Source organism: Corynebacterium sp. (genome assembly GCF_043426755.1).
Taxonomy (GTDB): domain Bacteria; phylum Actinomycetota; class Actinomycetes; order Mycobacteriales; family Mycobacteriaceae; genus Corynebacterium.
On record NZ_JBHWRP010000039.1, the window covers coordinates 1 to 24382 of the forward strand.

The 24382-nt window shown below is 60.7% G+C and carries 22 protein-coding genes; 9 read left to right on the forward strand and 13 right to left on the reverse strand.

What is annotated here, in order from left to right:
• The 5 genes from ACHFGA_RS03310 to hisD form a co-directional block, all read right to left on the reverse strand.
• Positions 1–632, reverse strand: a 632-nt coding sequence (locus ACHFGA_RS03310) for an MFS transporter (RefSeq protein ID WP_394281008.1), incomplete at its 3' end; no start/stop codon positions are given.
• Positions 633–728: 96 nt separating this feature from the next.
• Positions 729–935 carry a hypothetical protein gene (locus ACHFGA_RS03315; protein WP_018580567.1) on the reverse strand — a complete coding sequence of 69 codons (207 nt, stop codon included), beginning with the start codon at positions 933–935 and terminating at the stop codon, positions 729–731.
• Positions 936–1538 (reverse strand): imidazoleglycerol-phosphate dehydratase HisB, encoded by a 603-nt coding sequence (hisB, locus tag ACHFGA_RS03320; protein WP_394281009.1) that lies wholly within the window; start codon positions 1536–1538, stop codon positions 936–938. It abuts the gene before it with no gap.
• Between the two features lie 2 nt (positions 1539–1540).
• Positions 1541–2638: a histidinol-phosphate transaminase gene (locus tag ACHFGA_RS03325; protein ID WP_394281010.1), complete on the reverse strand. Its 1098-nt coding sequence runs from the start codon at positions 2636–2638 to the stop codon at positions 1541–1543.
• A complete protein-coding gene (gene hisD, locus ACHFGA_RS03330) occupies positions 2638–3948 on the reverse strand; it encodes a histidinol dehydrogenase (RefSeq protein WP_394281011.1) in 1311 nt (436 codons plus the stop codon). The genes ACHFGA_RS03325 and hisD overlap by 1 nt, the downstream gene beginning before the upstream one ends.
• Before the next feature lie 92 nt (positions 3949–4040).
• On the opposite strand from hisD, the gene ACHFGA_RS03335 reads away from it, so the two are divergent.
• Complete coding sequence (locus tag ACHFGA_RS03335; protein WP_394281012.1) at positions 4041–5072, forward strand: YbjN domain-containing protein; 1032 nt, start codon at positions 4041–4043, stop codon at positions 5070–5072.
• Here the strand turns inward: ACHFGA_RS03335 and ACHFGA_RS03340 are convergent.
• Together ACHFGA_RS03340 and ACHFGA_RS03345 are read right to left on the reverse strand one after the other, a co-directional pair.
• Positions 5050–5556, reverse strand: a complete 507-nt coding sequence (locus ACHFGA_RS03340; protein WP_394281013.1) for a hypothetical protein — start codon at positions 5554–5556, stop codon at positions 5050–5052. The two genes, ACHFGA_RS03335 and ACHFGA_RS03340, sit on opposite strands and share 23 nt — an antisense overlap.
• A gap of 75 nt (positions 5557–5631) precedes the next feature.
• The gene (locus tag ACHFGA_RS03345) at positions 5632–6330 is read right to left on the reverse strand and encodes a hypothetical protein (protein ID WP_394281014.1); all 699 of its coding nucleotides are present in this window, start codon (positions 6328–6330) and stop codon (positions 5632–5634) included.
• 353 nt (positions 6331–6683) lie between these two features.
• Here ACHFGA_RS03345 and glgX point away from each other — a divergent pair, with 353 nt between their 5' ends.
• The 5 genes from glgX (at position 6684) to ACHFGA_RS03370 (ending at position 14683) form a co-directional block, all read left to right on the forward strand.
• Entirely contained in the window at positions 6684–8966 is a 2283-nt protein-coding gene (gene glgX / locus ACHFGA_RS03350; RefSeq protein ID WP_394281015.1) for a glycogen debranching protein GlgX, read from the forward strand.
• Positions 8967–9051: 85 nt separating this feature from the next.
• The gene (locus ACHFGA_RS03355) at positions 9052–10422 is read left to right on the forward strand and encodes an exonuclease domain-containing protein (RefSeq protein ID WP_394281016.1); all 1371 of its coding nucleotides are present in this window, start codon (positions 9052–9054) and stop codon (positions 10420–10422) included.
• 87 nt (positions 10423–10509) lie between these two features.
• Positions 10510–11064, forward strand: a complete 555-nt coding sequence (locus tag ACHFGA_RS03360; RefSeq protein WP_394281017.1) for a hypothetical protein — start codon at positions 10510–10512, stop codon at positions 11062–11064.
• 70 nt (positions 11065–11134) lie between these two features.
• On the forward strand, positions 11135–13663 hold the full coding sequence (gene treY / locus ACHFGA_RS03365) for a malto-oligosyltrehalose synthase (RefSeq protein ID WP_394281018.1): 2529 nt from the start codon (positions 11135–11137) through the stop codon (positions 13661–13663).
• 6 nt (positions 13664–13669) lie between these two features.
• Positions 13670–14683 (forward strand): GTP pyrophosphokinase family protein, encoded by a 1014-nt coding sequence (locus ACHFGA_RS03370; protein WP_394281019.1) that lies wholly within the window; start codon positions 13670–13672, stop codon positions 14681–14683.
• Here ACHFGA_RS03370 and ACHFGA_RS03375 read toward each other — a convergent pair.
• From ACHFGA_RS03375 to ACHFGA_RS03385, 3 genes are read right to left on the reverse strand one after another with little or no spacing between them, the layout of a single operon-like run.
• On the reverse strand, positions 14680–15063 hold the full coding sequence (locus ACHFGA_RS03375; protein WP_394281020.1) for an RNA-binding S4 domain-containing protein: 384 nt from the start codon (positions 15061–15063) through the stop codon (positions 14680–14682). The genes ACHFGA_RS03370 and ACHFGA_RS03375 overlap by 4 nt on opposite strands.
• 3 nt (positions 15064–15066) lie before the next feature.
• A complete protein-coding gene (locus ACHFGA_RS03380) occupies positions 15067–15300 on the reverse strand; it encodes a hypothetical protein (protein WP_394281021.1) in 234 nt (77 codons plus the stop codon).
• A 5-nt stretch (positions 15301–15305) separates the two neighbouring features.
• Entirely contained in the window at positions 15306–15956 is a 651-nt protein-coding gene (locus ACHFGA_RS03385) for an IMPACT family protein (RefSeq protein ID WP_394281022.1), read from the reverse strand.
• Positions 15957–15986: 30 nt separating this feature from the next.
• Between ACHFGA_RS03385 and treZ the strand changes: the two genes are divergently transcribed.
• Positions 15987–17726, forward strand: a complete 1740-nt coding sequence (treZ, locus tag ACHFGA_RS03390) for a malto-oligosyltrehalose trehalohydrolase (RefSeq protein ID WP_394281023.1) — start codon at positions 15987–15989, stop codon at positions 17724–17726.
• Here treZ and ilvA read toward each other — a convergent pair.
• Positions 17723–18994, reverse strand: coding sequence for a threonine ammonia-lyase IlvA (gene ilvA / locus ACHFGA_RS03395; protein ID WP_394281024.1), 1272 nt, complete (start codon positions 18992–18994; stop codon positions 17723–17725). The two genes, treZ and ilvA, sit on opposite strands and share 4 nt — an antisense overlap.
• Before the next feature lie 148 nt (positions 18995–19142).
• Between ilvA and ACHFGA_RS03400 the strand changes: the two genes are divergently transcribed.
• Both ACHFGA_RS03400 and ACHFGA_RS03405 read left to right on the forward strand, forming a co-directional pair.
• A complete protein-coding gene (locus ACHFGA_RS03400; protein WP_394281025.1) occupies positions 19143–21044 on the forward strand; it encodes a choice-of-anchor I family protein in 1902 nt (633 codons plus the stop codon).
• Positions 21045–21194: 150 nt separating this feature from the next.
• A complete protein-coding gene (locus ACHFGA_RS03405; RefSeq protein ID WP_394281026.1) occupies positions 21195–21629 on the forward strand; it encodes a hypothetical protein in 435 nt (144 codons plus the stop codon).
• 84 nt (positions 21630–21713) lie between these two features.
• Here the strand turns inward: ACHFGA_RS03405 and ACHFGA_RS03410 are convergent, their stop codons facing one another.
• Positions 21714–22922 (reverse strand): cobalamin-independent methionine synthase II family protein, encoded by a 1209-nt coding sequence (locus ACHFGA_RS03410; RefSeq protein ID WP_394281027.1) that lies wholly within the window; start codon positions 22920–22922, stop codon positions 21714–21716.
• Positions 22923–23061: 139 nt separating this feature from the next.
• Entirely contained in the window at positions 23062–24270 is a 1209-nt protein-coding gene (locus ACHFGA_RS03415) for a cobalamin-independent methionine synthase II family protein (protein ID WP_394281028.1), read from the reverse strand.
• Positions 24271–24382: the final 112 nt, after the last annotated feature.

Sequence of the window (24382 nt, forward strand, 5' to 3'; positions counted from 1 at the left end):
GGTGTGCGGACCTGCGTCGTGTCAGTTCTGCGTGGCTCTACCGGGTCTGCCTTGAGCGACGGGATCCGCAGCGCCATCACACCCGCAATCAGCGCAATAACCGCGCCCACCATGTAGACGGTGTTATATCCGAACTGCGGGGCGATGGCCAGACCCACCGGCAGGAAGAGCATCTGCGCCACGCCGACGAACACGCCCAGCAGCCCGGTGCCCTTGCCCAAGAAGCGCGCCGGAATCAGCTCAGCGACCAACGCAGACTCAGCCACGGTGATCGCGCCGAAGCCAACACCACGCATGGCGCAAAACAGCAACACTGCCCAGGGTTCCATGCTGATGATATGACCCAAGGCCGGAACTCCAAGCAATAAGGCGGAGGTGACCATGACGGGGCGGTAACCGATGGAGCGCAGCATCGCAGGAGTGAATACCTGCGTGATCACGGTGGCCAGCATGAAAATGCCGGTGGTGAGCCCGGCCAGTGTGGCGCTACCCCCATTGTCGAGGACCGCCACCGGCAGCACCGGGAGCAAGAGGGCCCAGGCACCAAATGCGGCAGCTACCGCAATCATCGTCGGAAGGAACCCCGGCGCTTTCCAAATGCTATCGAGCTGTTCGAACTCGTCCCGGCTCATGCGCTCCTGTGCCACTGCTCCCCTTCCACTGTGCTCTATAGGTGCTTTAAGGTCTAATCAACCGAGAAAGGATAGCAGATCACCCGCGTTGCCGTCCTAGATTGGCATCGCGGTGAACAAACTCCCCAGCGCAATCAATAGGGCGACGGCGGCGAAGACCACCATGAACAGCGTGGCCTTCTTCGAACCGTTCTGATAGGCGGACCATGCGCCACCAACGAGGATTCCGGCGATGATAAACAGGATCCAGATGAACAGGGACCCGCCGATCCCAGGCGATGAGCCTTGTGCGAGCACCATCATCTACAGCGCGCCCTTGGTCGATGGCACGCCGTCGACTCGTGGGTCCATCTCGGTTGCCTGGCGCAGTGCGCGCGCCACTGCCTTGTACTCCGCCTCGGTGATGTGGTGCGGGTCGCGGCCGTACTGCACGTTGACGTGCAGGGTGATGCGCGAGTTGTACGCTAGGGTTTCGAAGAAGTGGCGGTTGATCACGGTGGCGTAGTGGCCGCCGATGATCTGCCAGTCCATATTTTCGGGCTCGCCATTCATCACGAAGTAGGGCCGACCGGAAATGTCGAGCACAGCGCTGACCAATGTTTCATCCATCGGCAAGTCCATGGAGCCGAAGCGGCGGATCCCCTTCTTATCCCCGACGGCATCCAACAGCGCCCAGCCCAGGGTGATGGCTGTGTCTTCGACGGTGTGGTGGGCGTCGATATGCGTGTCGCCCTTGGCGTGTACCTTCAGGTCGAAGGAGCCGTGGGTGCCAAATGCGGTGAGCATGTGGTCAAAAAATGGTAGGCCCGTGTCAATATCGCACGTGCCTGTGCCGTCGAGGTTGATGTCCACGGTGATATCAGACTCACTGGTGGTTCGTGTGGCGGTGCCGATGCGCTCGCTCATAGTTACAGCCCTTTCTTTTTCACAATCTTAGCTGCCTGGAGGAACATGTCATTTTCGGTATCCAGTCCGATGGTGACCCGCAGGTGGCCAGGTACGCCGACATCGCGGATGAGGACGTCCTCGTCCAAGAATGCCTGCCAGGCTTCGGCGGCATCAGCGAAATTACCGAAGAAGAGGAAATTGGATTCGCTGGGCACAACCTCGTACCCCAGCTCGATCAACGCGGCTTGGACGCGCTCGCGTTCCTTCGATAGCTTATCGACGGTGGCCAGCGTGTCCTCTGAGTGGCGCAATGCCACGGTCGCCGCTGCCTGCGATAGCACTGACAGGTGGTACGGGAGACGTACGAGCATGACCGCCTCGATGAACGCGGGCGCTGCGACAAAATAGCCCAAGCGCCCACCTGCGAAATCGAAGGCCTTGCTCATCGTGCGCGAGACCACCAGCTTGGTCGGGTACTTCTCCAGCAGGGTCGTCGCGGATGGAGAAGGAGAAAACTCGGCGTAGGCTTCGTCGATAATCACGATGCCAGGCGCCACCTCCAGAATCTTTTCGATGTCCTCCAAGCTGGTCACATCGCCAGTCGGGTTGTTCGGGGTGGTGATGAAGATGACACTTGGTGCGTGCTGCTCAATCGCCTGCAGCGCCGCGTCCATGTCGATGCGGAAATCCGCTCCCCGATCGACTCCGATGAACTCCGTCTGGGTGCCTGCCGACAGGATGGGGTGCATGGAGTAGCTCGGAACAAAACCCATCGCCTTGCGGCCCGGCCCGCCGAATGCCTGCAAGAGCTGTTGCAGCACTTCGTTGGAACCGTTGGCGGCCCACACGTTGTCCTTGGTCACGGCCACGCCGGTCTGCTTGGTCACGTAGTCTGCCAGCGCGGTGCGCAGCTCCACGGCGTCACGCTCTGGGTAGCGGTTCAGGGTAGATGCCAGCTTGGACACTTCGGCGACAAGATCGTCGATCAGCGCCTGCGAGGGCGAGTACGGGTTCTCATTCGTGTTGAGTTGAACGGGGACCTGAAGTTGAGGCGCACCGTAGGCGGACTTGCCGCGCAGTTCGTCGCGAAGCGGTAATTGGTCCAGGGTGATATCCATTAGTTCTCCTCGAATCGTGCGCGAATGGCCTCACCGTGGGCGGGCAGCTGTTCGTCGTCGGCAAGCGCGATGATGTGGCGGCCGATCTCCTTGAGCGCGACGCGATCGTACTCAATCAGGTTCACGGGGCGCAGGAAGGTGTGGGTGGACAGGCCCGCCGAGAAGCGTGCGGTGCCAGATGTGGGCAGCACGTGGTTGGAGCCTGCGGCATAGTCGCCCAAAGGTACAGGCGAGTACGGGCCGACGAAGATTGCGCCGGCATGCTGGATGCGTTCGGCGACCTCGCGGGCGTCGCGGGTGTAGATCTCCAGGTGCTCTGCGGCATAGGCATCCGCCACGGCGATGGCTGCTTCCAGATCGTCGACAAGCACGATGCCGGACTGCGCGCCCGTCAGCGCCTCGCGGACGCGCTCCGCGTTGAGGGTCACGGTGTAGCGCGCCTCAATCTCGTGGTTGACGGTATCGGCTAGCTCTTCGGAGTCAGTGATCAGCACGCTGGCAGCCATCACGTCGTGCTCCGCCTGGCTGATCAGGTCATAGGCGAGGTAGACAGGGTCGGCGGAATCGTCGGCAAGCACCGCGATCTCCGAGGGCCCAGCCTCTGCATCAATTCCGACAACGCCGTTGACCAGGCGCTTGGCAGCAGTGACGAAGATGTTGCCGGGGCCTGTGATCATGTCCACGGGATCCAGCTCGTGCTCATCGTCGCCGTAAGCCATCAGCGCCACGGCCTGCGCACCGCCGACAGCCCAGATCTCCTCGACGCCCAACAACTTGCAAGCAGCCAGGATGGTCGGGTGCGGCCACCCGCCGTAAGCCTCCTGCGGCGGGGTGCACACAACCATGGACTCTGCGCCCGCCTCCTGCGCAGGGATCACGTTCATCAATACGCTCGACGGGTACACCGCCTCTCCACCCGGGACGTACAGGCCGACGCGCGTAATCGGAATGAACTTCTCCGTCACGGTCGCACCGTTGCCCAGCTCCGTGGTGTGCGGTGCAGGCTTCTGGTCCGCGTGAACTTTGCGGATGCGGGAGATGGCCTCTTCCAGGGCCTCGCGTACCTCTTCGGAGATAGTGTTCAGGGCATCGTCGATAAGCGAACGTGGCACGCGCACAGACTCAGGCGTGATGCCATCAAACTGCTGCCCGTATTCCAGGGCCTTGGCGGCGCCGTGTTCGCGCACGTCCTCCACGATGGGGGTAACAGTGCTCAGCACCGCGTTGACATCGGTGCCACCGCGCGGCAGAACGCGCCTCAACTCAGAGATGGTTGGGGTATGTCCGCGCAGGTCTGTGACTTTCAGCATGGAGGGCTCCTTGGGTAAAACCAGTGTTCAACACCACCATTGTATTCACAGCGCTCACCAGCGCCGCGGACAGGGCCATTACACTGACACATATGGCACGACACAGGAAACCAGACAAGATTGGGCAGGCACAGGCCAGCGCGGTCGATCTACCCCGTGTCGAACATGCTTTGCAGGGCTTAGGGTACGACTTCGAGACAGAATTCGACCGCATCGTGATCGGTGCCTATGACTACATCGCCACGGTGTGGATCGACTACTCCGCGCCCCACGCCCTTGTCATCGACAGCGAGGGCCGCGTCCCCCTCGATTTGGACTACGCCAGCCAACTGGCCGAAGCCCTGGACAGGTGGAACCAGGAACGCATCGGCCCCACGGTGTCCTACCGCCTGACCGCCGCTGGAAATATTTTGGTCCGCGCCCGCACCGCCACGTGGATCAAGCATGGGCTTTCCGACGATCAACTGCTCACCTTCCTCGCCTCATCGATGAACGCGCTGGGCACTTTTGCACATGAGTTCCGCGAGGAGCTTGAGCTTGACGACGACGCGCTGGCCGTGCCGGAGACCCTGGTGACTGAGCAGGATCACGCGGCGCTGCACGGCCGTCATCCCCATTCCCGTCATCTTCCCGCGGACGAGGAGATTGGTGTGTATGCGGTGCCGGATGAGGCCGTCATCGCTGAGCATGAGCCGATCGACGAGTTTATGACTGAACACATCACTGAGCCGCTGACACAATTAGAGTTCAGCTTTGCGGAGGGTGAGGACGGGATCGTGTCCACGGCCGTCAACGGTGTTGGGTTTGCCCTCTGTGTCGACGGCGGCGCATTCTTCCGTGTCACTGGCGGATGGATCACAGAGTTTGATCCGCAAGCTGATTTTCTGGATTTGTGGCTGGCCTGTAACGAGCACAATGAGTCTGCTGTGGGCACCACCGCATATACCCGCATGGAGGAAGGCGTGATGCTGCTCCACGTGGAGGCCGCCGTAAACATCACCGACGGCATGGCGTTAGACCAGCGCAGCCACTTTGTGATTTCCGCGCTGGTCAGCGTCTTGGGTGCGATGGATAGCCTGAGTAAGCAGACCCAGGGCAGCACTATTGTGCAGTGGCCACGCTGACAGCCGGCGACGGATCCTGGGCTCGAATCTGTTCGGGCAGTGTGATTACGGCGAAGATCCAATAGGTCAACACCGCCATTAGTGGCGCGGCCACCCACCCATGCAAGGGGTCAATCGGAGGCACTAACGTGACCGCCTCGAGCGTCTCGCCGGCGCCTTCATCCGGGGCGGGATGAAGCGCGTAGGTCATCCACTGCCCCACGACCAGTAACGTGAAGGAACCCGCAGTGGCGACGATGCCGAGCCAGAGCATTGTTTTCAGGCCTCGGACATGCCCCGCCGCTGCGTAAGCGACGATGGCCACCAACGAACCAATCGCCGCCGAGAACACCACAAACCACATGAATGAGGTGAACTCCACGTTTTCTACCGCGTTTGATGGGTCGGCGGTGAAGATCCCGTCGACGACATCTCCGGTATATCCGGGACGCAGGAACGCCCAGACCACCCCGAGGACAATCCCAGAGATGATGCCAACGCACAAAAGCCCCGCAGCCGATCCAACCGTGTATCGGCGAGATGGCTGCGAGGTGGAGTGCCTAGCGAAAGAGTCGTGCAACTAGTTGCACATCTTCCAGCGGCCGCCCTCATTCTGGAAAATCTGGGTGGCAGTATCGGTACCCTGCTGAGTCTGCACCTCGACGGTTGCCGACGCCCGGTTGCCGTCGATCTTTACATCACGGACGTCTCGGACATAGTTCTGGCTCGTGTCAACGCCAAGTTCAGCAAGAGAGACATCCTGGCCACCGAGGTCGAAGACCTGCGCGCCACCATTTTCCTCGAGAACACGGGCGCAGGTGTTATTCACCAAGGCGTTCGTCATGCCCTGCACGGTGGTCTGGTTATAAATCTCGCTGAGGTTCGCCTTGATTTGCGCGGCATCTTCTGCCGTGCCGGATTGACCGGTCTGCAGCGGCTCAACCTGGACAGTAGGCAGTTGGCCCCCCTCGAGCGGGTTCTCACCAGCAGCGGGGCCACCAGCACCCTGGGCGGCTGCGCGGCCCTGCGGGGCGGCCTGTTCGTCTGGGTTGGCCTCAGGATTCTCGGGCTCCTCGCGCTCCTCCCCCTCAGGCTTGTCCTTCTCCTCCTCGGGCTTGTCCTTCTCGGAGGACTTCGAGGAGGTCGTGGTCGTCGTGGAGCTCGACGCCATCGCCTCTGTGCTTTCTTCAGACTCTTTCGAGCCGCAAGCGGTCAACGTCAGCGGGATCACCATCGCTACAGCAGCGAGGGTCTTTTTCGACGTGAAAGAAATCTTCAAAGTACTTCTCCTGATTGAGGGTTACCGGCGACGGCACGACAGGCATGCACGGCCGTCCAGATGGGTATAAATTTCATCCTGCCTCGTTTCGCCATGTTCGCGAAAGTGGACAACCACACAAAACCCTATCAAGCCAGTCCTGCTTGTTCCTGCAACTGTCCCGCATAGCTTCCTGTGAAAGAGCAGGAAAATTGATCGTCGAAAAGCGAACCTTGATTTCACGTCAGGAAAATCCATCTATAGGACGATAACCTCGGAGAATAGAGAATTTCATACTCCCTTTACGGAATCTGCTCGTCTAACGCGGGGTGCCCAACAGGGATTCTGGGAAAATTCCACTACGATTAGTGCACATGACTGACATGACCGCAGAATCCCTGCAAGTATGGCCAGGCGACCAATACCCCCTAGGTTCCACCTATGACGGCGCTGGCACGAATTTCGCCATCTTTTCTAACGTGGCGGAAAAGGTTGAGCTCTGCCTGATTGACGAAGACACCAACGAAACCCGCGTGGAACTCACCGAAGTAGATAACCACGTGTGGCACGCGTACCTGCCCGGCGTCACTCCGGGCCAGCGCTACGGCTACCGCGTGCACGGCCCCTGGGATCCGCACAACGGCAAGCGCTGCGATCCGAACAAGCTACTCGTCGACCCCTACGCACGGGCCTTCGACGGTGAATTTAGCGTGCACCCATCCCTATTTTCTTATGACATCAACGCCGAGCCAGCAGGCTCCGGCCGCAATGAGGAAGATTCCCTGGGGCACACCATGCTGTCGGTCGTGGTCAACCCCTTCTTCGACTGGGGCGACGACCGCGCGCCAAAGATCCTGCCAAATGAGACGGTGATTTATGAAACCCACGTCAAAGGAATGACGGCCACCCACCCCGACGTGCCCGAAAACTTGCGCGGCACCTACGCGGGCATGGCGCACCCGGCCGTGATCGAATATTTGAAGGACTTGGGGGTCACGTCGGTAGAGCTGATGCCAGTCCACCAGTTCCTGCAGGACGACCGCCTGCGCGAACTTGGGCTGCGCAATTACTGGGGCTACAACACCTTCGGTTTCTTCGCCCCACAGCAGGACTACGCTTCCGGCTCAGACCCAGCAGATGCCGTCACTGAGTTCAAGGGGATGGTCCGCGCCTACCACGAGGCAGGCATGGAAGTGATCCTCGACGTGGTCTACAACCACACCGCCGAGGGCAACCACTTGGGCCCCACCATCGCGTTCCGCGGCATTGACAATGAGGCGTACTACCGCCTGGTCGAAGGCGACAAGTTCCACTACATGGACTACACCGGAACCGGTAACTCACTGAACGTGCGCGACCCGCACTCGCTGCAGCTGATCATGGACTCGCTGCGCTACTGGATTACCGAGATGCATGTCGACGGCTTCCGCTTCGACTTGGCGTCTACTTTGGCGCGTGAGTTCTCGGACGTGGACCGCCTGGCCACGTTCTTTGACCTGTGCCAGCAGGACCCAGTGGTCTCCCAGACCAAGCTGATCGCCGAGCCATGGGATATTGGCCACGATGGCTACCAGGTGGGTAACTTCCCACCCCTCTGGTACGAGTGGAACGGTAAGTACCGCGACACCATGCGTGATTTCTGGCGTGGTGAGCCCTCCACCCTGGGTGAGTTTGCCTCCCGCCTGACCGGGTCGTCGGACTTGTACCAGCACAATGGTCGCCGCCCGACGGCATCGATCAACTTCATCACCGCTCACGATGGCTTCACCTTGAATGACCTAGTGAGCTACAACGAGAAGCACAACTCTGCCAACGGCGAGGACAACCGCGACGGCGAATCCCACAACCGTTCCTGGAACCACGGTGAGGAAGGCCCCACTGAGGACCCGATCATCAATGATCTGCGCGACCGTCAGCGCCGTAACTTCCTGACCACGCTGCTGCTGTCTCAGGGCACGCCGATGATTTCGCATGGCGACGAGATCGCCCGTACCCAGGGCGGTAACAATAACGTGTACTGCCAGGACAATGAGATTGCGTGGATGGACTGGGAGCTTCTTGAAGAAAACAGGGAGCTGCATGATTTCACCCGCCGTCTGCTCACGATCCGCCGCCACCACCCGGTATTTCGCCGTCACCGTTTCTTTGAGGGCGGCCCGCTGGGTATCGATGCCCAGGATCGTGACATCGCGTGGCTGACACCTGAAGCAACGCTGATGACCCAGGGTGATTGGGATTTCGCATTCGGGAAGGCTTTGATGGTCTACCTCAACGGCGACAAGATCTCTGAGCCTGATTCCCGCGGACGTCAGATCGAGGATGACTCCTTCATCATGATGTTCAACGCGCATTATGAGGCCATCGAGTTTACGATTCCTTCGAAGAACTTCGGTACCGAATGGCAGCTACTCATCGACACCACTGAACTGACCGGCTACCCGCTGGAGCAGTCCATCGTGTCCACGGGTGATACCGTCACGGTCGAGCCACGCTCTACCCTGGTGCTGAAGCAGGTCAGTGGCCCTGAGTTCGACGAGGAGACCCCCGAGAATGACGCAGAGGAATCTGCGGGAAACACTGCGGGTGCTGAGCGTGCCGAAAAGCGCAACGAGAAGGTCGCCGCGGAAGTAGAGGAAAACAAGAACGACGACGAGTAGTCGGCGAATAGCGGTGTCGGCATCGCGGGTAGGATGAGCAGGAATACTCATCCTACCCGCTTTCGCTTTTAAGGAGACAGCTCAGGTGATCGCAGCTCACGGCGCCACAATCACTGTCACGAACACCACCATCCGCATTTCGCCGACGGAATTAGCGGCATCGCTGCGTGGATCTAGTGAGGATGTCACGCTAGAGATCGCACAGCTTGGCCAGGTCAAGGTCAGCCACGGCGACGCTTGGGACAACTCCACCGTCACGCTGCCCACCGCGGGCGACTCCATCACCGTGAGCTTCGCACCAGGCTCCCAGGACACCGTTGAGGAATTTCTTGCGCGTATCGACGCCGCCCGGCGCGGCGAGGCCCCGGAGGACAGCGAGGCCCGCTCCGGTGTCACAGGTCTTGATTTCGTGGGTTTTGATGTGGAGACCGCCAATGGGCAGTGGGGCTCCATCTGCCAGATTGGGGCGGCGAAAGTTATTGACGGTGTTGTGACTGAGACCGCGTCTTGGCTGTGCACCCCGCCTGCGGGTATTGATGAGTTCGATCCTTACAACGTGAATATTCATGGCATCACTAGCGAGGATGTGGAAGGCCAGCCCACTTTTGCGGAGCGTGTCGACGAGTTCACGGCCTTTGTTGGCGATCTTCCCCTTGTCGCGCACAATGCGCAGTTCGATATGACGGCCTTGCGTGAGGCCTGCCATGCGGCAGGTGTGGAGGTTCCCCAGGCAATGTTTGGGTGTTCTTTGGCGGCGTCGCGTGCATCGTCGTTAAACGTGGACAACTACAAGCTGCCAACACTCGCGGAGCATCTTGGGGTGGAACTGACTGCGCACCATGATGCGGAAGCTGATGCTGTGGCGTGCGCCGAGGTTATGGTGGAGTTAGCGCGGCGGGCTGATCACGCTGGATCACTGATGGACTATGTGCATGGCACTGGTTTTACGCTCGGCGTGTTGGAGCCGTCGCGGGTGATTCCTACGCTGCGTGACCGTTCGGGAGCGTCGCGTGCTTTGCAGGCACAGCGTGTGGAGAAGAATGAGTCGCCGGCGCCGGAGGTCTCGGGTGCGGGGACGGATCAGCCTGCGGGCGCGGAGAAGCAGACGCGTCGTGGGCCTGCACCCTGGCAGTCGGTGGCAACCCCTGACACGATCCCCGAACCCAATAAGGATGCGGACACGACCAACGAGCTCTTCGGTGAGAACGTCACCCTGACCGGCGAATTTGCGCCTTTCGATAAGGGCACCCTCTGGGCCGGTATCGCCGAGTGTGGTGGCCAGGTGGGCAAGAATGTGACGAAGAAGACGACGATCTTGGTCACCGGTGAATGGGCCACCATGACGTCGAAGGAAAAGCGTGCCCGCGAGCTAATTGAGAAGGGTCAAGAGTTGGCGATTTGGCCGGCCGACAAGCTGCTTCAGGTGCTGGGGTTGGACGAAGAACCCCCGTTTTAAAACTTTTTGCGTGTTCGAGGGAACCGTTTCGGTGTTTGCGCAGTCTAAAGGGTAATCGCATTCGCCTCTGCCGAAAGGATTCCCTCTATGTCCGCCGCGCTTGCACACGCAGCAATTGGGTCGCTTGGAATGAAGGCGGTCCACGCTTCTGAATGCGTTCGGGCACCGTGGGGTGTGTCGTCGATAAGCGACGACATTGCCCACGTTCCGCTCTCGCGTGACTTCCGCGCCGTGCTTTACGACGAAGCCGGCCGCGGGCTGACGTACCACGATCTGGGGCGGATGGGGCTGAGCATTCATGCGGCGTGGGATAGGGCCGCCCGCGAGCTGCTGGCAAAGCATAGCTCCAGTGAGGGCGTGGAATTTCTGGTTCGGGACGCGCCTCTTCTGCCCGATGGGGTGCAGGGGTGGGAAATCGCCAATGCGCGGCAGTGGATGGGCCATCCTTCCACTTTTACGGTGCTGCACCGGCACCTCAAAACCTTGGTGGGGCCGAAGGCCGGGCTCAGCTACGCGGTGCGTCCCGACGAAGAGGTCGCGGTGTATCACTGTGCGCCGGATCTTTTGCGCGCCGGGTTGAGCGCGAATGGGGAGGCAGCGGACGTGGTCGCCTACTCATTGGGCTTTCCTGTAGTGCGGTAAGCCACAACCGGGTGTGACGAAAAATCATTAGTGTGGAGGCTAAAGATTCTACAAACGAAGGAGTTGTCTCGTGCGTCGTCCGATCACGTCCACCTACCGCCTGCAGCTACGCGGCCCCAAGGCCGATCCGGGGGGACGCGCTTTCGGCTTCGCTGAGGCCGAGGCACAAATCCCGTACCTGAAGAAGCTGGGGGTCTCGCATCTCTACCTCTCCCCCATCCTTACCGCGGTCCCAGAATCTAACCACAACTACGATGTCACGGACCCCACCACCGTCAACCCAGAGCTAGGCGGGGTCGAAGGGCTGCGCTCGCTTGCAGCGGCGGCCCACGCCGAAAGCATGGGGCTGATCGTCGATATCGTCCCCAACCACTTAGGCGTGGACGACCCCACCTTGAACGCCTGGTGGTGGGATGTGCTCAAGCACGGCAAAGAGTCAAACTATGAGCCCTACTTTGATATCGACTGGCACGAGGACAACGGCGCCGACGGCAAGCTGGGTATGCCGATCTTGGGGCAGGAAGGCGACGAAGACAAACTAGAAATCCAGTACCACTCTGAACTCAACGAGCTGGTGTTGGCCTATTACGATAACTACTTCCCCATCGCTCCAGGCACCTGCGACGGCCCTGAAGACAATCCCCAAGAGGTCTATGAGAAGCAGTCCTACCGCCTGATGTACTGGCGCGACGGTGTCATCTCCTACCGCCGCTTCTTCTCCGTCAACGGGCTTGCCGGCATCCGCCAAGAAGACCCACTGGTCTTCGAACACTCCCACCGCGTCCTGCGCGAACTGATTGCCGAAGACTTGATCGACGGTGTGCGCGTCGACCACCCAGACGGCCTGTCCGATCCTTTCGGCTACCTCAACCGCCTGCGCGATGTCGTCGGCGAGGACCGCTGGCTGGTCATCGAAAAAATCCTGGGTGTCGACGAGCCACTCGACCCCCGCCTGGCCGTCGACGGCACCACCGGCTACGACGCCCTACGTGAATTTGACGGCGTGTTCATCTCACGTGAAGCCGAAAATCACATGAGCATGCTCGCGCTGCAACAAAGCGGCTCCACCTGGGATGAAAACGCTATCGAAGCGACAGAACACCACCTCAAGCGCGATGTCGCCCGCACCGAACTCGCCGCCGAGGTCCGCCGCCTCGCACGCGCCATCCGCCGTGACAACTTCTCCACCGCTGGTGCCCTGGTATCGGACGATGACCTCATCTCCACCATCGAGGAACTGGTGGCGGCCATGCCCGTGTACCGCGCCGACTACGTCTCCCTCTCACGCATCACCGCATCAGTTGTTGCCGACATGTCTCGCCGGTTCCCGTCGCGTCGTGACGCACTAGACCTGATCTCCGCAGCGCTTTTGGCCAACGGTGAAGCCAAGGTCCGCTTCGCCCAAGTCTGTGGTGCTGTCATGGCCAAGGGTGTCGAGGACACCACCTTCTACCGCGCATCGCGCTTGGTCGCGCTGCAGGAAGTCGGCGGCGCGCCGGGCCGTTTCGGTGTGTCCGCCGCTGAATTCCACCTGCTGCAGCAGGAACGCCAGAACCTGTGGCCGCTGGCGATGACCACGTTATCCACCCACGATGCCAAGCGCAGCGAAGACGTGCGCGCCCGCATCATTGAGTTAACGGAATACCACAGCGAGTTCGCAGAGCTGGTCACCCAGGTCAACGCTGTGGTGCCGGCACCCGACCCCGCAACCGCGCACTTTTTGATCCAGAATATTTTGGGCGTGTGGCCGGAAGACGGCGAGATTACCGATTCGCTGCGCACCCGGCTGCGCGATTATGCGTTAAAGGCTGTGCGCGAAGCGAGCTTGCACACCACGTGGGTGGATCAAGACGAGTCTTATGAGAATGCGATATTGACCTGGGTGGAGGCGCTGCTCGACGGCCCGGCCACTACCCAAATCACGGAGTTTATGCAGGATATCCACCGTGGTGCGGTCCAGATTTCTCTGGGCCGGAAGATGCTCCAGATGGCGGGCTCCGGCATCCCCGATACGTATCAGGGCCAAGAGTTCTTTGACTATTCCCTGGTGGATCCGGATAACCGCCGCTTCGTCGACTACACGGCACGCAGCCAGACCCTCGACGTGCTCGAGGACCCTGAGGCAGACCACCTCGAGGAGATCGCCACCCAGGCCCGCGCCGAGCAGCGTGACGCCGGTGACACCCCCACCCCGTACCCGCACTTGGCGCGCTGGTCCGACCGGGCCAAGCAGGCCGTGGTGCATCAGGGTATGGTGCTGCGCCGCCAGTTCCCAGAGGTCTTCCTGCGCGGTGAGCACCAGGCTGTCTTCGGTGTCGGTCCCGCGGAGTCCCACCTGGTGGGCACGGCACGCGGCGACGGCGACACACCGGGTGCTGCTGGAATTTCCGTGATTGCGTTGGCGGTGCGCCGCCCGCTGTTGCTCCAGCAGGATGGCGGCTGGCGCGGCACGACAGTGACGCTGCCAGAGGGTCAGTGGCGTGATCGCCTGACCGGCCGCACGTTCGCGGGCACGGTTCCTGTCTCAGAGATTCTTGAGCTGCTCCCTACAGCACTGCTGGTATCTGCACGGTTGGAAGAGATGGCATCCGGGAACTAGTAGCGCATGAGTGACAACGAACCCGCCCACACAATTGCATCGTTGGGCGCTACTTACCATGAGTGGATCGCGCAGCACCCCACCACGGCGGAGGATGTCGAGCGAGCGCTAGAAGATATCCTGAGCGACGCCGGGATCAACTTCGACCGCATCGTCGCACGCGTGAAAACGTGGACCTCGCTGCGTGGCAAAGCCGCGAAGCGTCACGACGATGGCAGCCTGGTGTACCCCGATCCGTGGAATGACATCCATGATCTGATCGGGGCCCGCATTACGGTGCTGCACTCAACAGAAATCCCCGTGGTGCTCGACATTATCGCGCACTCTTTTGAGGTGCTGCGCAGCGTAGACAAGGCCCAGGAGACAAAGATTTCCGGCGGCTTTGGGTATGGCTCGCACCACCTCATCTTGCAAGTCACCGAGGACTCCGAAGGGTTGGAGGAATACCGCGGGATGGAGCTCGAGGTGCAAGTGCGCACCGTGTTGCAGCACGCGTGGGCGGAATTCGAGCACGATGTTCGTTATAAGCGCGGCGAGAGCTCCAGCGACCCCCAAGTGGACCGCGCGTTCACGCTGGCGGCCGGGTTGATTGAGCTGGCAGATCAGCAGTTTGACCAGATCGCCGCGCTCTACGACCCAGAAGGCGTCCGCCTCCCCGAAGAAGAGGTGGACCTGACCGCAGAGACCCTGCCCGGAATTTTGACCATGCTGCTGGGCAGCCGCTTCCCGCGTTCGCGCACGGACGCGTACCGCTGGCTGCAGGACCTGCTTTTTGCGAATGGCATTACGACGATCCAAGAGCTTGCCGACGTGGTCAACGACGCCGACCTCGAAGTGGTGCAGACGGCGATGAACTACCGGTTCCAGCCCGGCCAGGTGCGCATTATCGACGATTTATTGTTGAACCGATTCGGCCGTGAACATATCCACCGCACCGGTTCTTTGGGCCGGCAGGCAGCACAGCGACCGCAGCGCTTGGAGCGACGTTTAGAGCAGTTGCGCACCCCGACGAATAACTAGCTCCGGTAGCCGCGCAGCTTGTCTAGTTGGCGGCGTTCCCGCTTGGTTGGCCGTCCCGCTCCCCTGTCGCGCCGCGGCATGGAGGCGATGATCTCCTTGGGCGGGGGCGGCGGGGAATGGTCCACGTAGCAGGTTCGGGCCACGGGCGCTCCCACCCGCTTGCGGACCGTCGCAGTCACTTCAAATTCGTAATTGCGGTGATCTTTCCACACGTGCACCCGGTCCCCCGGCACAAGCTGGGCGGCCGGTTTGACCGATTCCCCATTGAGTTTGACGTGCCCGGCGCGCACGGCTTGGGCGGCGTCGCTGCGGGTTTTGAAGATGCGAACGGCCCACGTCCATGCGTCGATTCGTACTGGTGTGCCAGCGGGGGTGGTCATCGTTTAGTAATTGTCTTTGTGGTTGACGATCTTTTGGACCTTGTTGTAGTTCACAACCCCACCGACGACGGCAACGACAAGGCCCAGGACCAGTAGGGTCCACGAGCTGAATATGAAGCCGAGGGCCACGCCACCGACGATGCCGCCGCCAGCGAAGGCAACCGCGTTGCGGGAGTATTTGCGGACGGCATCCTTGCGTGCCTGAATGGGGTTGGGGTTTCGTCGCTGCATTGACATGGGTCTTAGTCTACAACGTCAGTCTCCACCCAGTCGTGTCCGGCTTCGTCTGATTCGGCGGCACCTTGGGTGGCTGCGGCGAGCAGCGCGTCGAGGTGTGCGCGTTGGCCAGGATCGTGGGCCAATGTGTAGGTGGCGGCGGACCCATAATCGACGTCGACGATGTCCACGCCGTGGTTGCGTAGGTCGGCCTCGATGCGCCCTGCCTCGGCGTGCGGTAGGTCGACGGTGAGGAGTTCTTTCATCGCCCGGCGGACGCGTTTGACGTGTGGCAGCGCTTCGACAACGGAATCAGAATAGGCGCCCACCAGCCCGCCGGCACCTAGTTTGATCCCGCCGAAGTAGCGGATGACGATGGCCACGGCGTCGAGCATGCCGGAGCCTTTCAAAGCGTCCAGCATGGGTTTGCCGGCCGTTCCTGAGGGTTCGCCGTCATCGCTGGAGCGTTCGATGGGGTTGGAGCCATCGACGTGGACCACATATGCCGAGCAGTGGTGGCGGGCGTCCGGGTAGGTCTCGCGGGCAAGCGCAATGAGGTCGCGGGCTTCGTCGTCACTTTGGGCGCGTGCGATCCAGGTGATGAAGCGGGAGCGTTTGATCTCAAATTCGTTGGTGAAGATCTCTCCAGCTGCGGGAAGCTCGTATTTCGTGACCATGATGTGTTCATTTTAGTCTAGCCTGGTGCTATGACTACCTTTGAACCGTATTCCGTGTGGGCACCCTTTGCCCACGACATCCGTTTGAAGCTTAATGGCTCGACTGTGGGTATGCGCCGGGAGTCTGATCCGCACAAGAAGCGTGCGGGCTGGTGGACCTGCGATACCGTGGTGCGCCCCGGCGACCGTTATGGCTATGAGGTCTTCGATGGCGACGAGTGGTCCATTACCCTGCCGGACCCGCGCACGAAATCGCAGCCGGATGGCATTCATGGCCTCTCTGAGATCATTGATCCGCAGTTCGAGTGGACCGATGACGCATGGACCGGCCGCGTCCTCCCCGGCCAGGTGATCTACGAGCTGCACGTGGGTACCTTCACCCCAGAGGGCACGTTTGCGGCGATCGTCGACAAGCTTGATTACCTGATAGACACGGGAGTGACGACGATCGAATTGATGCCGGTGCAGCCCTTCGGCGGGGAGCGTAACTGGGGCTATGACGGGGTGGACTGGTTTGCCGTGCAGGAATCCTATGGTGGCGCGCGTGGGCTGAAGGAATTGGTCAACGCGGCGCACAACAAGGGCATCGGCGTGATCTTGGACGTGGTGTACAACCACTTCGGGCCCGACGGCAACTACAACGGGTTCTTCGGCCCGTACACCGCAGGTGGGTCGACCGGCTGGGGCGAGGTGGTGAATATCTCCACGCACGGTTCCGACGAAGTCCGCCGCTACATTCTGGATACCGTCAAGCAGTGGCTGGATGAGTTCCACATCGACGGCCTGCGGCTGGACGCGGTGCACTCGTTGGATGACCGGGGCGCGTTTTCCATCATGGAGCAGATCCAGTACATCGCCCACCAGGTGGAAGCACGTACCGGCATCCCTCGTTCCATCATCGCGGAAAGCGACTTGAATGATCCGCGCCTGATCACCCCGGAGGCCAACGGCGGCTATGGTCTGGCCGGCCAGTGGGTGGACGATATTCACCACGCCCTGCACACCGTCGTCTCTGGCGAACAGCATGCGTACTATGAGGACTTCGGCACCATCGAATTACTAGCCGATACCCTGCGGCACGGGTTCCGCTTCCGCAATTCCTGGTCCGGGTTCCGTGGGCGCACCCATGGTCGCGCGATTGACTTGTCGACGACATCACCCGCACACCTGGTCACCTACACCACCACGCATGACCAGACCGGTAACCGGGCCCAGGGCGATCGCCCTTCGCAGAACCTCACTGCCAACCAGCAGGTACTCAAGGCCGCGGTGATTTTCTTCTCCCCGTTCACCCCGATGCTGTTTATGGGCGAGGAGTTCGGCGCAACGACTCCCTTCCCCTTCTTCTGCTCCCACACCAACGACGAGTTGAACCGCCTGACCCGCGAGGGCCGCTTCCGCGAGTTTGCGCGCTCGGGCTGGGATTCTTCTGAGGTGCCCGATCCGGCGGCGGAAGAAACCTTCGAGTCCGCGAAGCTGGACTGGGATTTCGCGGCGGAGCAGCAAGCAATCCATGCTGCTTATACGCGTTTGTTGGCGCTGCGCCGCGAGCTGGGGCTCAGCCGCTCTGACCTGCGCGAGTTGCAGGTCGATCATGGCCAGACATGGTTGACCATGGGCTATGACGATGTGGTCCTAGCCGTCAACCTGGGTGATGAACCGGCGGTTGCCCCGGTGGGCGGCGAGCTGATCTACAGCTTCACCAGCCCAGATGTGCGTGAAGACGAGACCCACCTTGGCGGGTGGGAGTTCGCAATTATTCGTCGTTAATTGCCCACGATGTACTCGTAGGCAGGTGTGCCCGGCATGAGGCGTTCGCAGTCCATGCCGGATTCATCCATGCGTTTGAGCAGCGGGCCCAAGTCGCGGGCCGCGGCTAGCTCGATGCCGACTAGGGCCGCCCCGGTTTCGCGGTTATTTTTCTTCAGGTACTCAAAAAGCGCGATATCGTCGTCAGGCCCCAAGACATCGGTGAGGAAGCGGCGCAGCTGGCCGGGTTCCTGCGGGAAGTTGACCAGGAAGTAGTGCTTCAGGCCGCGATGGACCAGGGAGCGTTCCATGATCTCTGCGTAGCGCAGCACATCATTGTTGCCGCCAGAGATGATGCACACCACCACCGAACCCGGTGTCAGCGACATTTCGGTCAGGCCCGCCACCGAAAGAGCGCCGGCTGGCTCCGCGATCAGGCCTTCGTTTTGGTAGAGGTCCAACATTTCTGTGGACACTGCGCCCTCGTCAACGGACAGCAGGTGGATGCGCCCCTGGTTCTCCTCGACGATCTGGTAGTTCAGATCCCCGGTGCGTTTGACGGACGCGCCGTCAACGAAACTGTCTACGTCCTTTAAGGTGATAGGCCCTTTGTTAGCGATGGCCGCCTGCAGCGACGGCGCGCCGGCCGGTTCCACGCCCACGATCGCAGTGCGTGGCGACATGTCCGCCAGGTAACTTGTTACACCTGACAGCAGGCCTGCGCCACCCACGGGCACCATGATCGTGTCCATCGACTTGCCCAGAGAGGTCAGCTGCGTGACGATTTCCGCGGCCACCGTTCCCTGGCCGATGACGGTATCGCGCGAGTCGAAAGGCTCGATGATGGTTGCGCTGCGCTCCCCCGCGTCACGACGAGCAGCCTCCGCGGCCTCGTCGAAGTTCGCGCCGGTGACCACCAGCTCCACCATGTCGCCGCCGTGGATCTGGATGCGGTCCCGCTTCTGCTTCGGGGTGGTGCTGGGAACGAAGATCCGACCTTCAATCCCCATCGTCCGGCACGCGTAGGCGACGCCCTGGGCGTGGTTGCCTGCCGACGCTGCGACAACACCTGCGTCACGCTCCTCCGGCGATAGCTGCGACATTCCGTAGTACGCACCGCGAATCTTGTACGAACGCACGTCCTGAAGGTCCTCGCGCTTGAGGTAGACCTCCACGCCGTGCTTGTCCGACAGGCGCGGGCAATACTGCAGCGGTGTGGGAGCAATGACGGCAGAGATATTTGCCTGGGCTACCTGAATATCGGATGCGTGTACCGGTTCGAAGCTCATGGCTTCTTAGTGTAGACCCCCGCGTTTCTTCAACTTGCTCTCCCTACCGATTCACGCGAAGTTCACGTCTACGTCACCCCACCATCATTCTGTTGGTTTAGAAATGAAGCACTGTGAGTTTCCTGTGACTTTGAAAGGTTTGGCACCCATGCCCCAGTCTTCGTTCTTCCGCCGCGGTATCACGATCGCAGCAACCACCGCGCTAACTTTCTCCCTGGCTGTTGAGGCGCAGGCTGCAATCGTCGATACGCCATGGAGCCATTCCGCAGCGGACGCACGTGTCGCTCTTGCTCCTATCGGCGCGTATGACTCCGGGGTCTTCGACCAGTCCGCCGCTGAGATCGTGGACTACCACGCGGCATCTCAGCGCCTTCTGGTGGTCAACGCGCAGTCTGGCCAGATTGATGTTCTCGACGCTTCAGATCCCACCAACCCGACTAAGATTAGCGCGCTTTCGGGCGGTGCGGACACGACCATCAATTCCGTGTCCGTGCGTGCCGACGGGCTAGCGGTGGCCACCGTCGAACCGGCAAATAAGACAGACGCGGGCCAGCTGATGTTCTTTGACGCAGGCGCTGAGAACCTCGAGTCCCTCGGCTTTGTGCAGGTAGGTTCCCTGCCAGACATGGTCCTGATCACTGACGACGGCGCGTACGCGCTGGTCGCCAACGAAGGCGAGCCCGCAGAGGATTACTCCGTCGACCCAGAGGGATCCGTCTCGGTTGTCGCGCTGAACGACGATGTGACCGCCTCCACGCAGGCCGATGTGCGCACCGCCGGCTTCGATGCTTTCGAGGGCGAGCTTCCCGACGGTGTCCACGTGTATGGCCAGGTAGGTGCTTCCACCTCCGATGCGCAGAATCTGGAACCGGAATACATCGCACAGGTAGGCGGCAAGGCTTATGTCTCTCTGCAGGAAAATAACGCCATCGCTGTGGTCGACATTGCTTCTGCCACCGTGGAAAAGGTCTGGCCGCTGGGCTACGTCGACCGCGGGGACATCCCGTTCGACCCGTCTGATCGTGATCTTGACGGTAAAAACGGCGAAATCAAGATCGGCACCTGGCCGGTGAAGGGCATTCGCCAGCCGGATGCAATCGGCGCCTACGAAGCCGGCGGTACCACGTATATCGTGACCGCTAACGAGGGCGACGCCCGCGACTGGGACGCCTACTCCGAGGAAGTCCGCCTGAAGGACCTGGGCGATCCCGACGAGGGCCTGCCCGGCCTGTGCGAAGGTTTCCACGGAATGACCGCCGAGGAGATCAAGTTCCTCCAGTCCGACGAGGGCGCCGGCCGCCTGAAGATCACCACCGCTTTCGGGCTTAACGACGAGGGCACCTGCTACGACGAGGTCTATGCCTATGGTGGCCGCAACTTCTCCATCTTCACCGCCGAAGGTGACCTTGTCTTCGACTCTGGTGCCGATTTCGAACAGATCACCGCAGAAGTCCACCCAGAGTTCTTCAACTCGAACCACTCTGAGTCCGACTTCGAGGGCCGTTCCGACGATAAGGGCCCCGAGCCAGAGGGCCTGGCACTCGGCCAGATCGGCGACCGTACTTATGCCTTCATCGGTTTTGAACGCGTTGGTGGTGTCATCGTCTATGACGTCACAGCCCCGGCTGAGTCGCGCTACGTGACCTACATCAACAATCGCGATTTCGGCATCTCCATGGAGGATTACAAGAAGGACCCCGCTGCGATTGCAGCGAATCTGCCGAAGGCTGGCGACTTGGGCCCTGAGGGTCTCAAGTTCATCCCGGCTGCTGACTCACCCAACGGCGAGAACCTGCTGGTGGTCGGCAATGAAGTTTCGGGAACTACGACCATCTTCCAGGTAGACGATCTTCTCCAGCCGACCAGCCCTACCCCTGCTGCGCCAAGCAGTGGTAGCAGCACCGGTGGTTCCTCCGCCGGAGCACTCACCGCGATCGCAGCAATCCTGGGCATTCTGGCTGCCGTGGGTGGGGTCGTCGCGATGAACCCAGGCCTGACCGCCGATCTAATGAATAAAGTACGCCCATACTTGCCCAAACTTCCCATGTAAAGGGTATGATTCCTTGGAGCCAACAGGACAAGGAGAGCCCGGATAAGACTGGGCTGCTCCAGCGGCCCCTTCACCAGCAGCAATGCGGTGGGGTACACTGTCGCTGGCGTTTTCGTTCTTCAACACATCATCTACAGAGGAGTTCCCCCAGTGAACCGTCGTATCTCTCTCGCACTGGCAACAGCAGGTGCAGTCATTCTTGCCGGTATCGCCCCCGTTCAGGCCGAAACTCAAGACAACCCAGGTGCTAACCCTGGCATCGAACAGCCGGCGGAGCCAGACCAGACCCCGGAAAAGCCTAAGGACAACGACGACTCTTCCGACTCGTCCGGTTCCTCCGATGAGGGCGACAAGGGTGGCTCCTCCGGTTCCTCCGATAACAAAGATGGCACCGGCTTCCCGCACTCCAGCAACGATCCAGAGAAGACCTCGTCGCAAAATCTGTCGAGCACCCTGGTGAACTGGAATGAGCTTTCGCCGAAGGCTGAGGAAGCATTCGAGTGGCTCGGGCTCATCATCGGTATTCTTACTGCGGTCACTCAGGCAGCGCTTATCATCGTGCCAATCCTGCAGAACTTCATGTAAAGCACCACAAAGACACCGGCGCCGCTCCCCCACTTTTTAGTGGATGGGAGCGGCGCTGGTCTTTCGTCGATAAGCGACAGCCGTTTAGCCGAAGAGTTCCTTCGACGCGATCTCAGCGCCCTTCACCAGGGACTCCAGCTTCGCCCACGCGATCTGGTGGTGCAGGCGACCGCCCAGACCACAGTCGGTCGAAGCGACCACGTTTTCTGGGCCAGCGGCCTCAGCGAACTGGATGATGCGGTCGGCGACCAGACGTGGGTGCTCAACAGCATTCGTGGAGTGAGAGATAACGCCCGGGTAGATCAGCTTGCCCTCAGGCAGCTTCCCGTTTTCCCACACGCGCCACTCGTGGCCGTGACGAGGGGAAGCGCCCTCGAAGGAGTAGCCGCCGACATCGGCACGCAGGATTTCATCGATGATGTCCGCGAACTCCACGTCCGTAGTGTGCGGGCCGTGCCAGGAACCCCAGCAGATGTGCAGGCGGACCTGCTCCTTCGGAAGATCCTTGATGGCAGAGTTGATCGCGTCAACGCGGATGCGCAGCCAATCGCGGTAATCCTCGATGGATGGCTCTGGGTTGATCTGGTCCCAAGACTCAGCCAGATCAGGCGCGTCCAGCTGAACGGTCAGGCCGGCATCGGTGATGGCCTTGTACTCGTGCGACATCGCATCGGCACACGCCTGAACCAGCTCAGCCTCGGAATCGTAGAACTCGTTCTTCAGGCGCGCTGCCGAACCTGGGGAGAGAGCTGCGACGAAGCCATCCTTCGCACCAGCCTTATTCATAGCCTCGCGGAGGAACTTCACGTCGGCGTCGATGTCGTCCTGGCCGATGTAGGTGACCTCGCCGGTGAACTTCGGGTTGCCCACCTTCGCGCGGCCGGTGAAGATACCGGAATCCGGGTCATTGTATGCCTCGGCGAAAATCTGGCGATCACGACGATCAGAGAAGCTGGTCAACTGAATGTTGCCCGGGGTGGAACGCTTCACTTCCTGCGCCGCCCAGCGGTCCTCATCCGTCATGGTGAGGCCACCCAGGCGGGAGAAGGAGTAGTTCCACCAAGCGCCGTAGTCCACGGCACCGGAGGTGATGTGGCCGTACTCGCCCTCGTTGACGATGTCGATGCCCAGGTCCACCTGGCGCTTCACGACGTCATCGGCAGCCTTCTGCAGGATCTCGAAGAACTCTGCGTCCTCGATATTTCCTTCAGCGCGGCGCTGGTTCGCCTCCAGCAGCTCCGGGGTACGCGGCAGGGAGCCTACGTGCGTGGTACGAATCTTGTTCACTGACATATGTTTTCAGTCTCCAAAAATTGCGGTGTACAAAATAGTCAGCCAAACCAGGGCTCCGGGTTTACAGGCATATGAAGCACCATCTTAATGCACACCAAAGGAACGTCCGTACCATGCGGTTCATTTACATTCAGATCGACTAAAACAGTTCCTTCGAAGCGATCTCAGCGCCTTTCACCAGTGCGTCCAACTTCGCCCACGCGAGGTCGCGGTGAATGCGGCCGCCCAGACCGCAATCTGCCGATGCCACCACGTTCTCTGGGCCCACCAGGTCTGCGAACGTGCGGATCCGGTCGGCCACGAGCCGCGGATTCTCAATGGCGTTCACGTTGTGAGAAATCACGCCTGGGTAGAGCTTGTAGCCTTCCGGCAGCTGGCGGTTTTCCCACACGCGCCACTCATGGGCATGGCTTGGGCCTGCGGATTCGAACGACATTGCGCCCACCTTGGCTTCCATCAGCACATCAATGATGTCTGCGAAAGGAATGTCCGTGGAGTGCGGACCATGCCAGGAGCCCCAGCACACGTGCAACACGGTCTGTTCTTTCGGCAGGCCTTCGATGGCCTTGTTGATCGCGTCGACGCGAATTTTCAGGAAGTCCTGGTAGCCCTGCAGGCTTGGCTCCGGGTTGATCTGGTCCCAGGACTCAGCCAAGTCCGGGGCATCGATCTGGACGCTAAAACCGGCATCCGTGATGGCCTTGTACTCTTCGCGCATGGCCGGAGCAGCTGCTAAGACTGCCGCGTCTTGATCGTCGTAGTACTCATTGGTCAAACGGACAGCAGAGCCGGGAGACACGGCAGCCATGAAGCCACGGTTGGTGGAGTTATTTGCCTGCAACGCGTTGCGCAGCAATGCCACATCGCGCGCGACCTCCTCCTGGCCCACGTAGATGATCTCACCCGTGATGGCTGGGAATTTGTCGCTCCCGGTTTCTTCGTTGTGGGTGGACTCGCCGGCGCTTGTGGTGGCATAGACATCGGCGAACTTCTGGAAGTCGCGGCGCTCCATGAACTCGCTGAGGACAACCTTGTCTGTTGGCTGTTTCGCAATAGCCGCGTCGAGACGTTCACGGTCGATGTTCTCTAGGCCGGTCAAGCGGGGGAAGATGTAATTCCACCACGGCCCGTAATTAATTTCTTCCTTGACTGCGTGGCCGTACTCGCCCTCGTTGACAATGTCGATGCCCAACTCCAGCTGCTTCGCCACCACCTGGTTCGCGGACTCCTGGAGGATGCGCAGGTACTCGTCGTGAGCAATGGCGCCCTGTGCGCGCTTGGCGTTGGCCTCCAGCAGTTCCTTGGTGCGCGGAAGCGAGCCGACGTGGGTAGTTAAAATCCGAGACATAATAGTGCCCCTTTCTGTGTGTTGACAATGCGATATGTCAGTCAGACCGGGGCTCCGGATTTACAACGACTGTGTTTTTGAAGATACACAGACAGGCCTGGCGGCGCGGCGA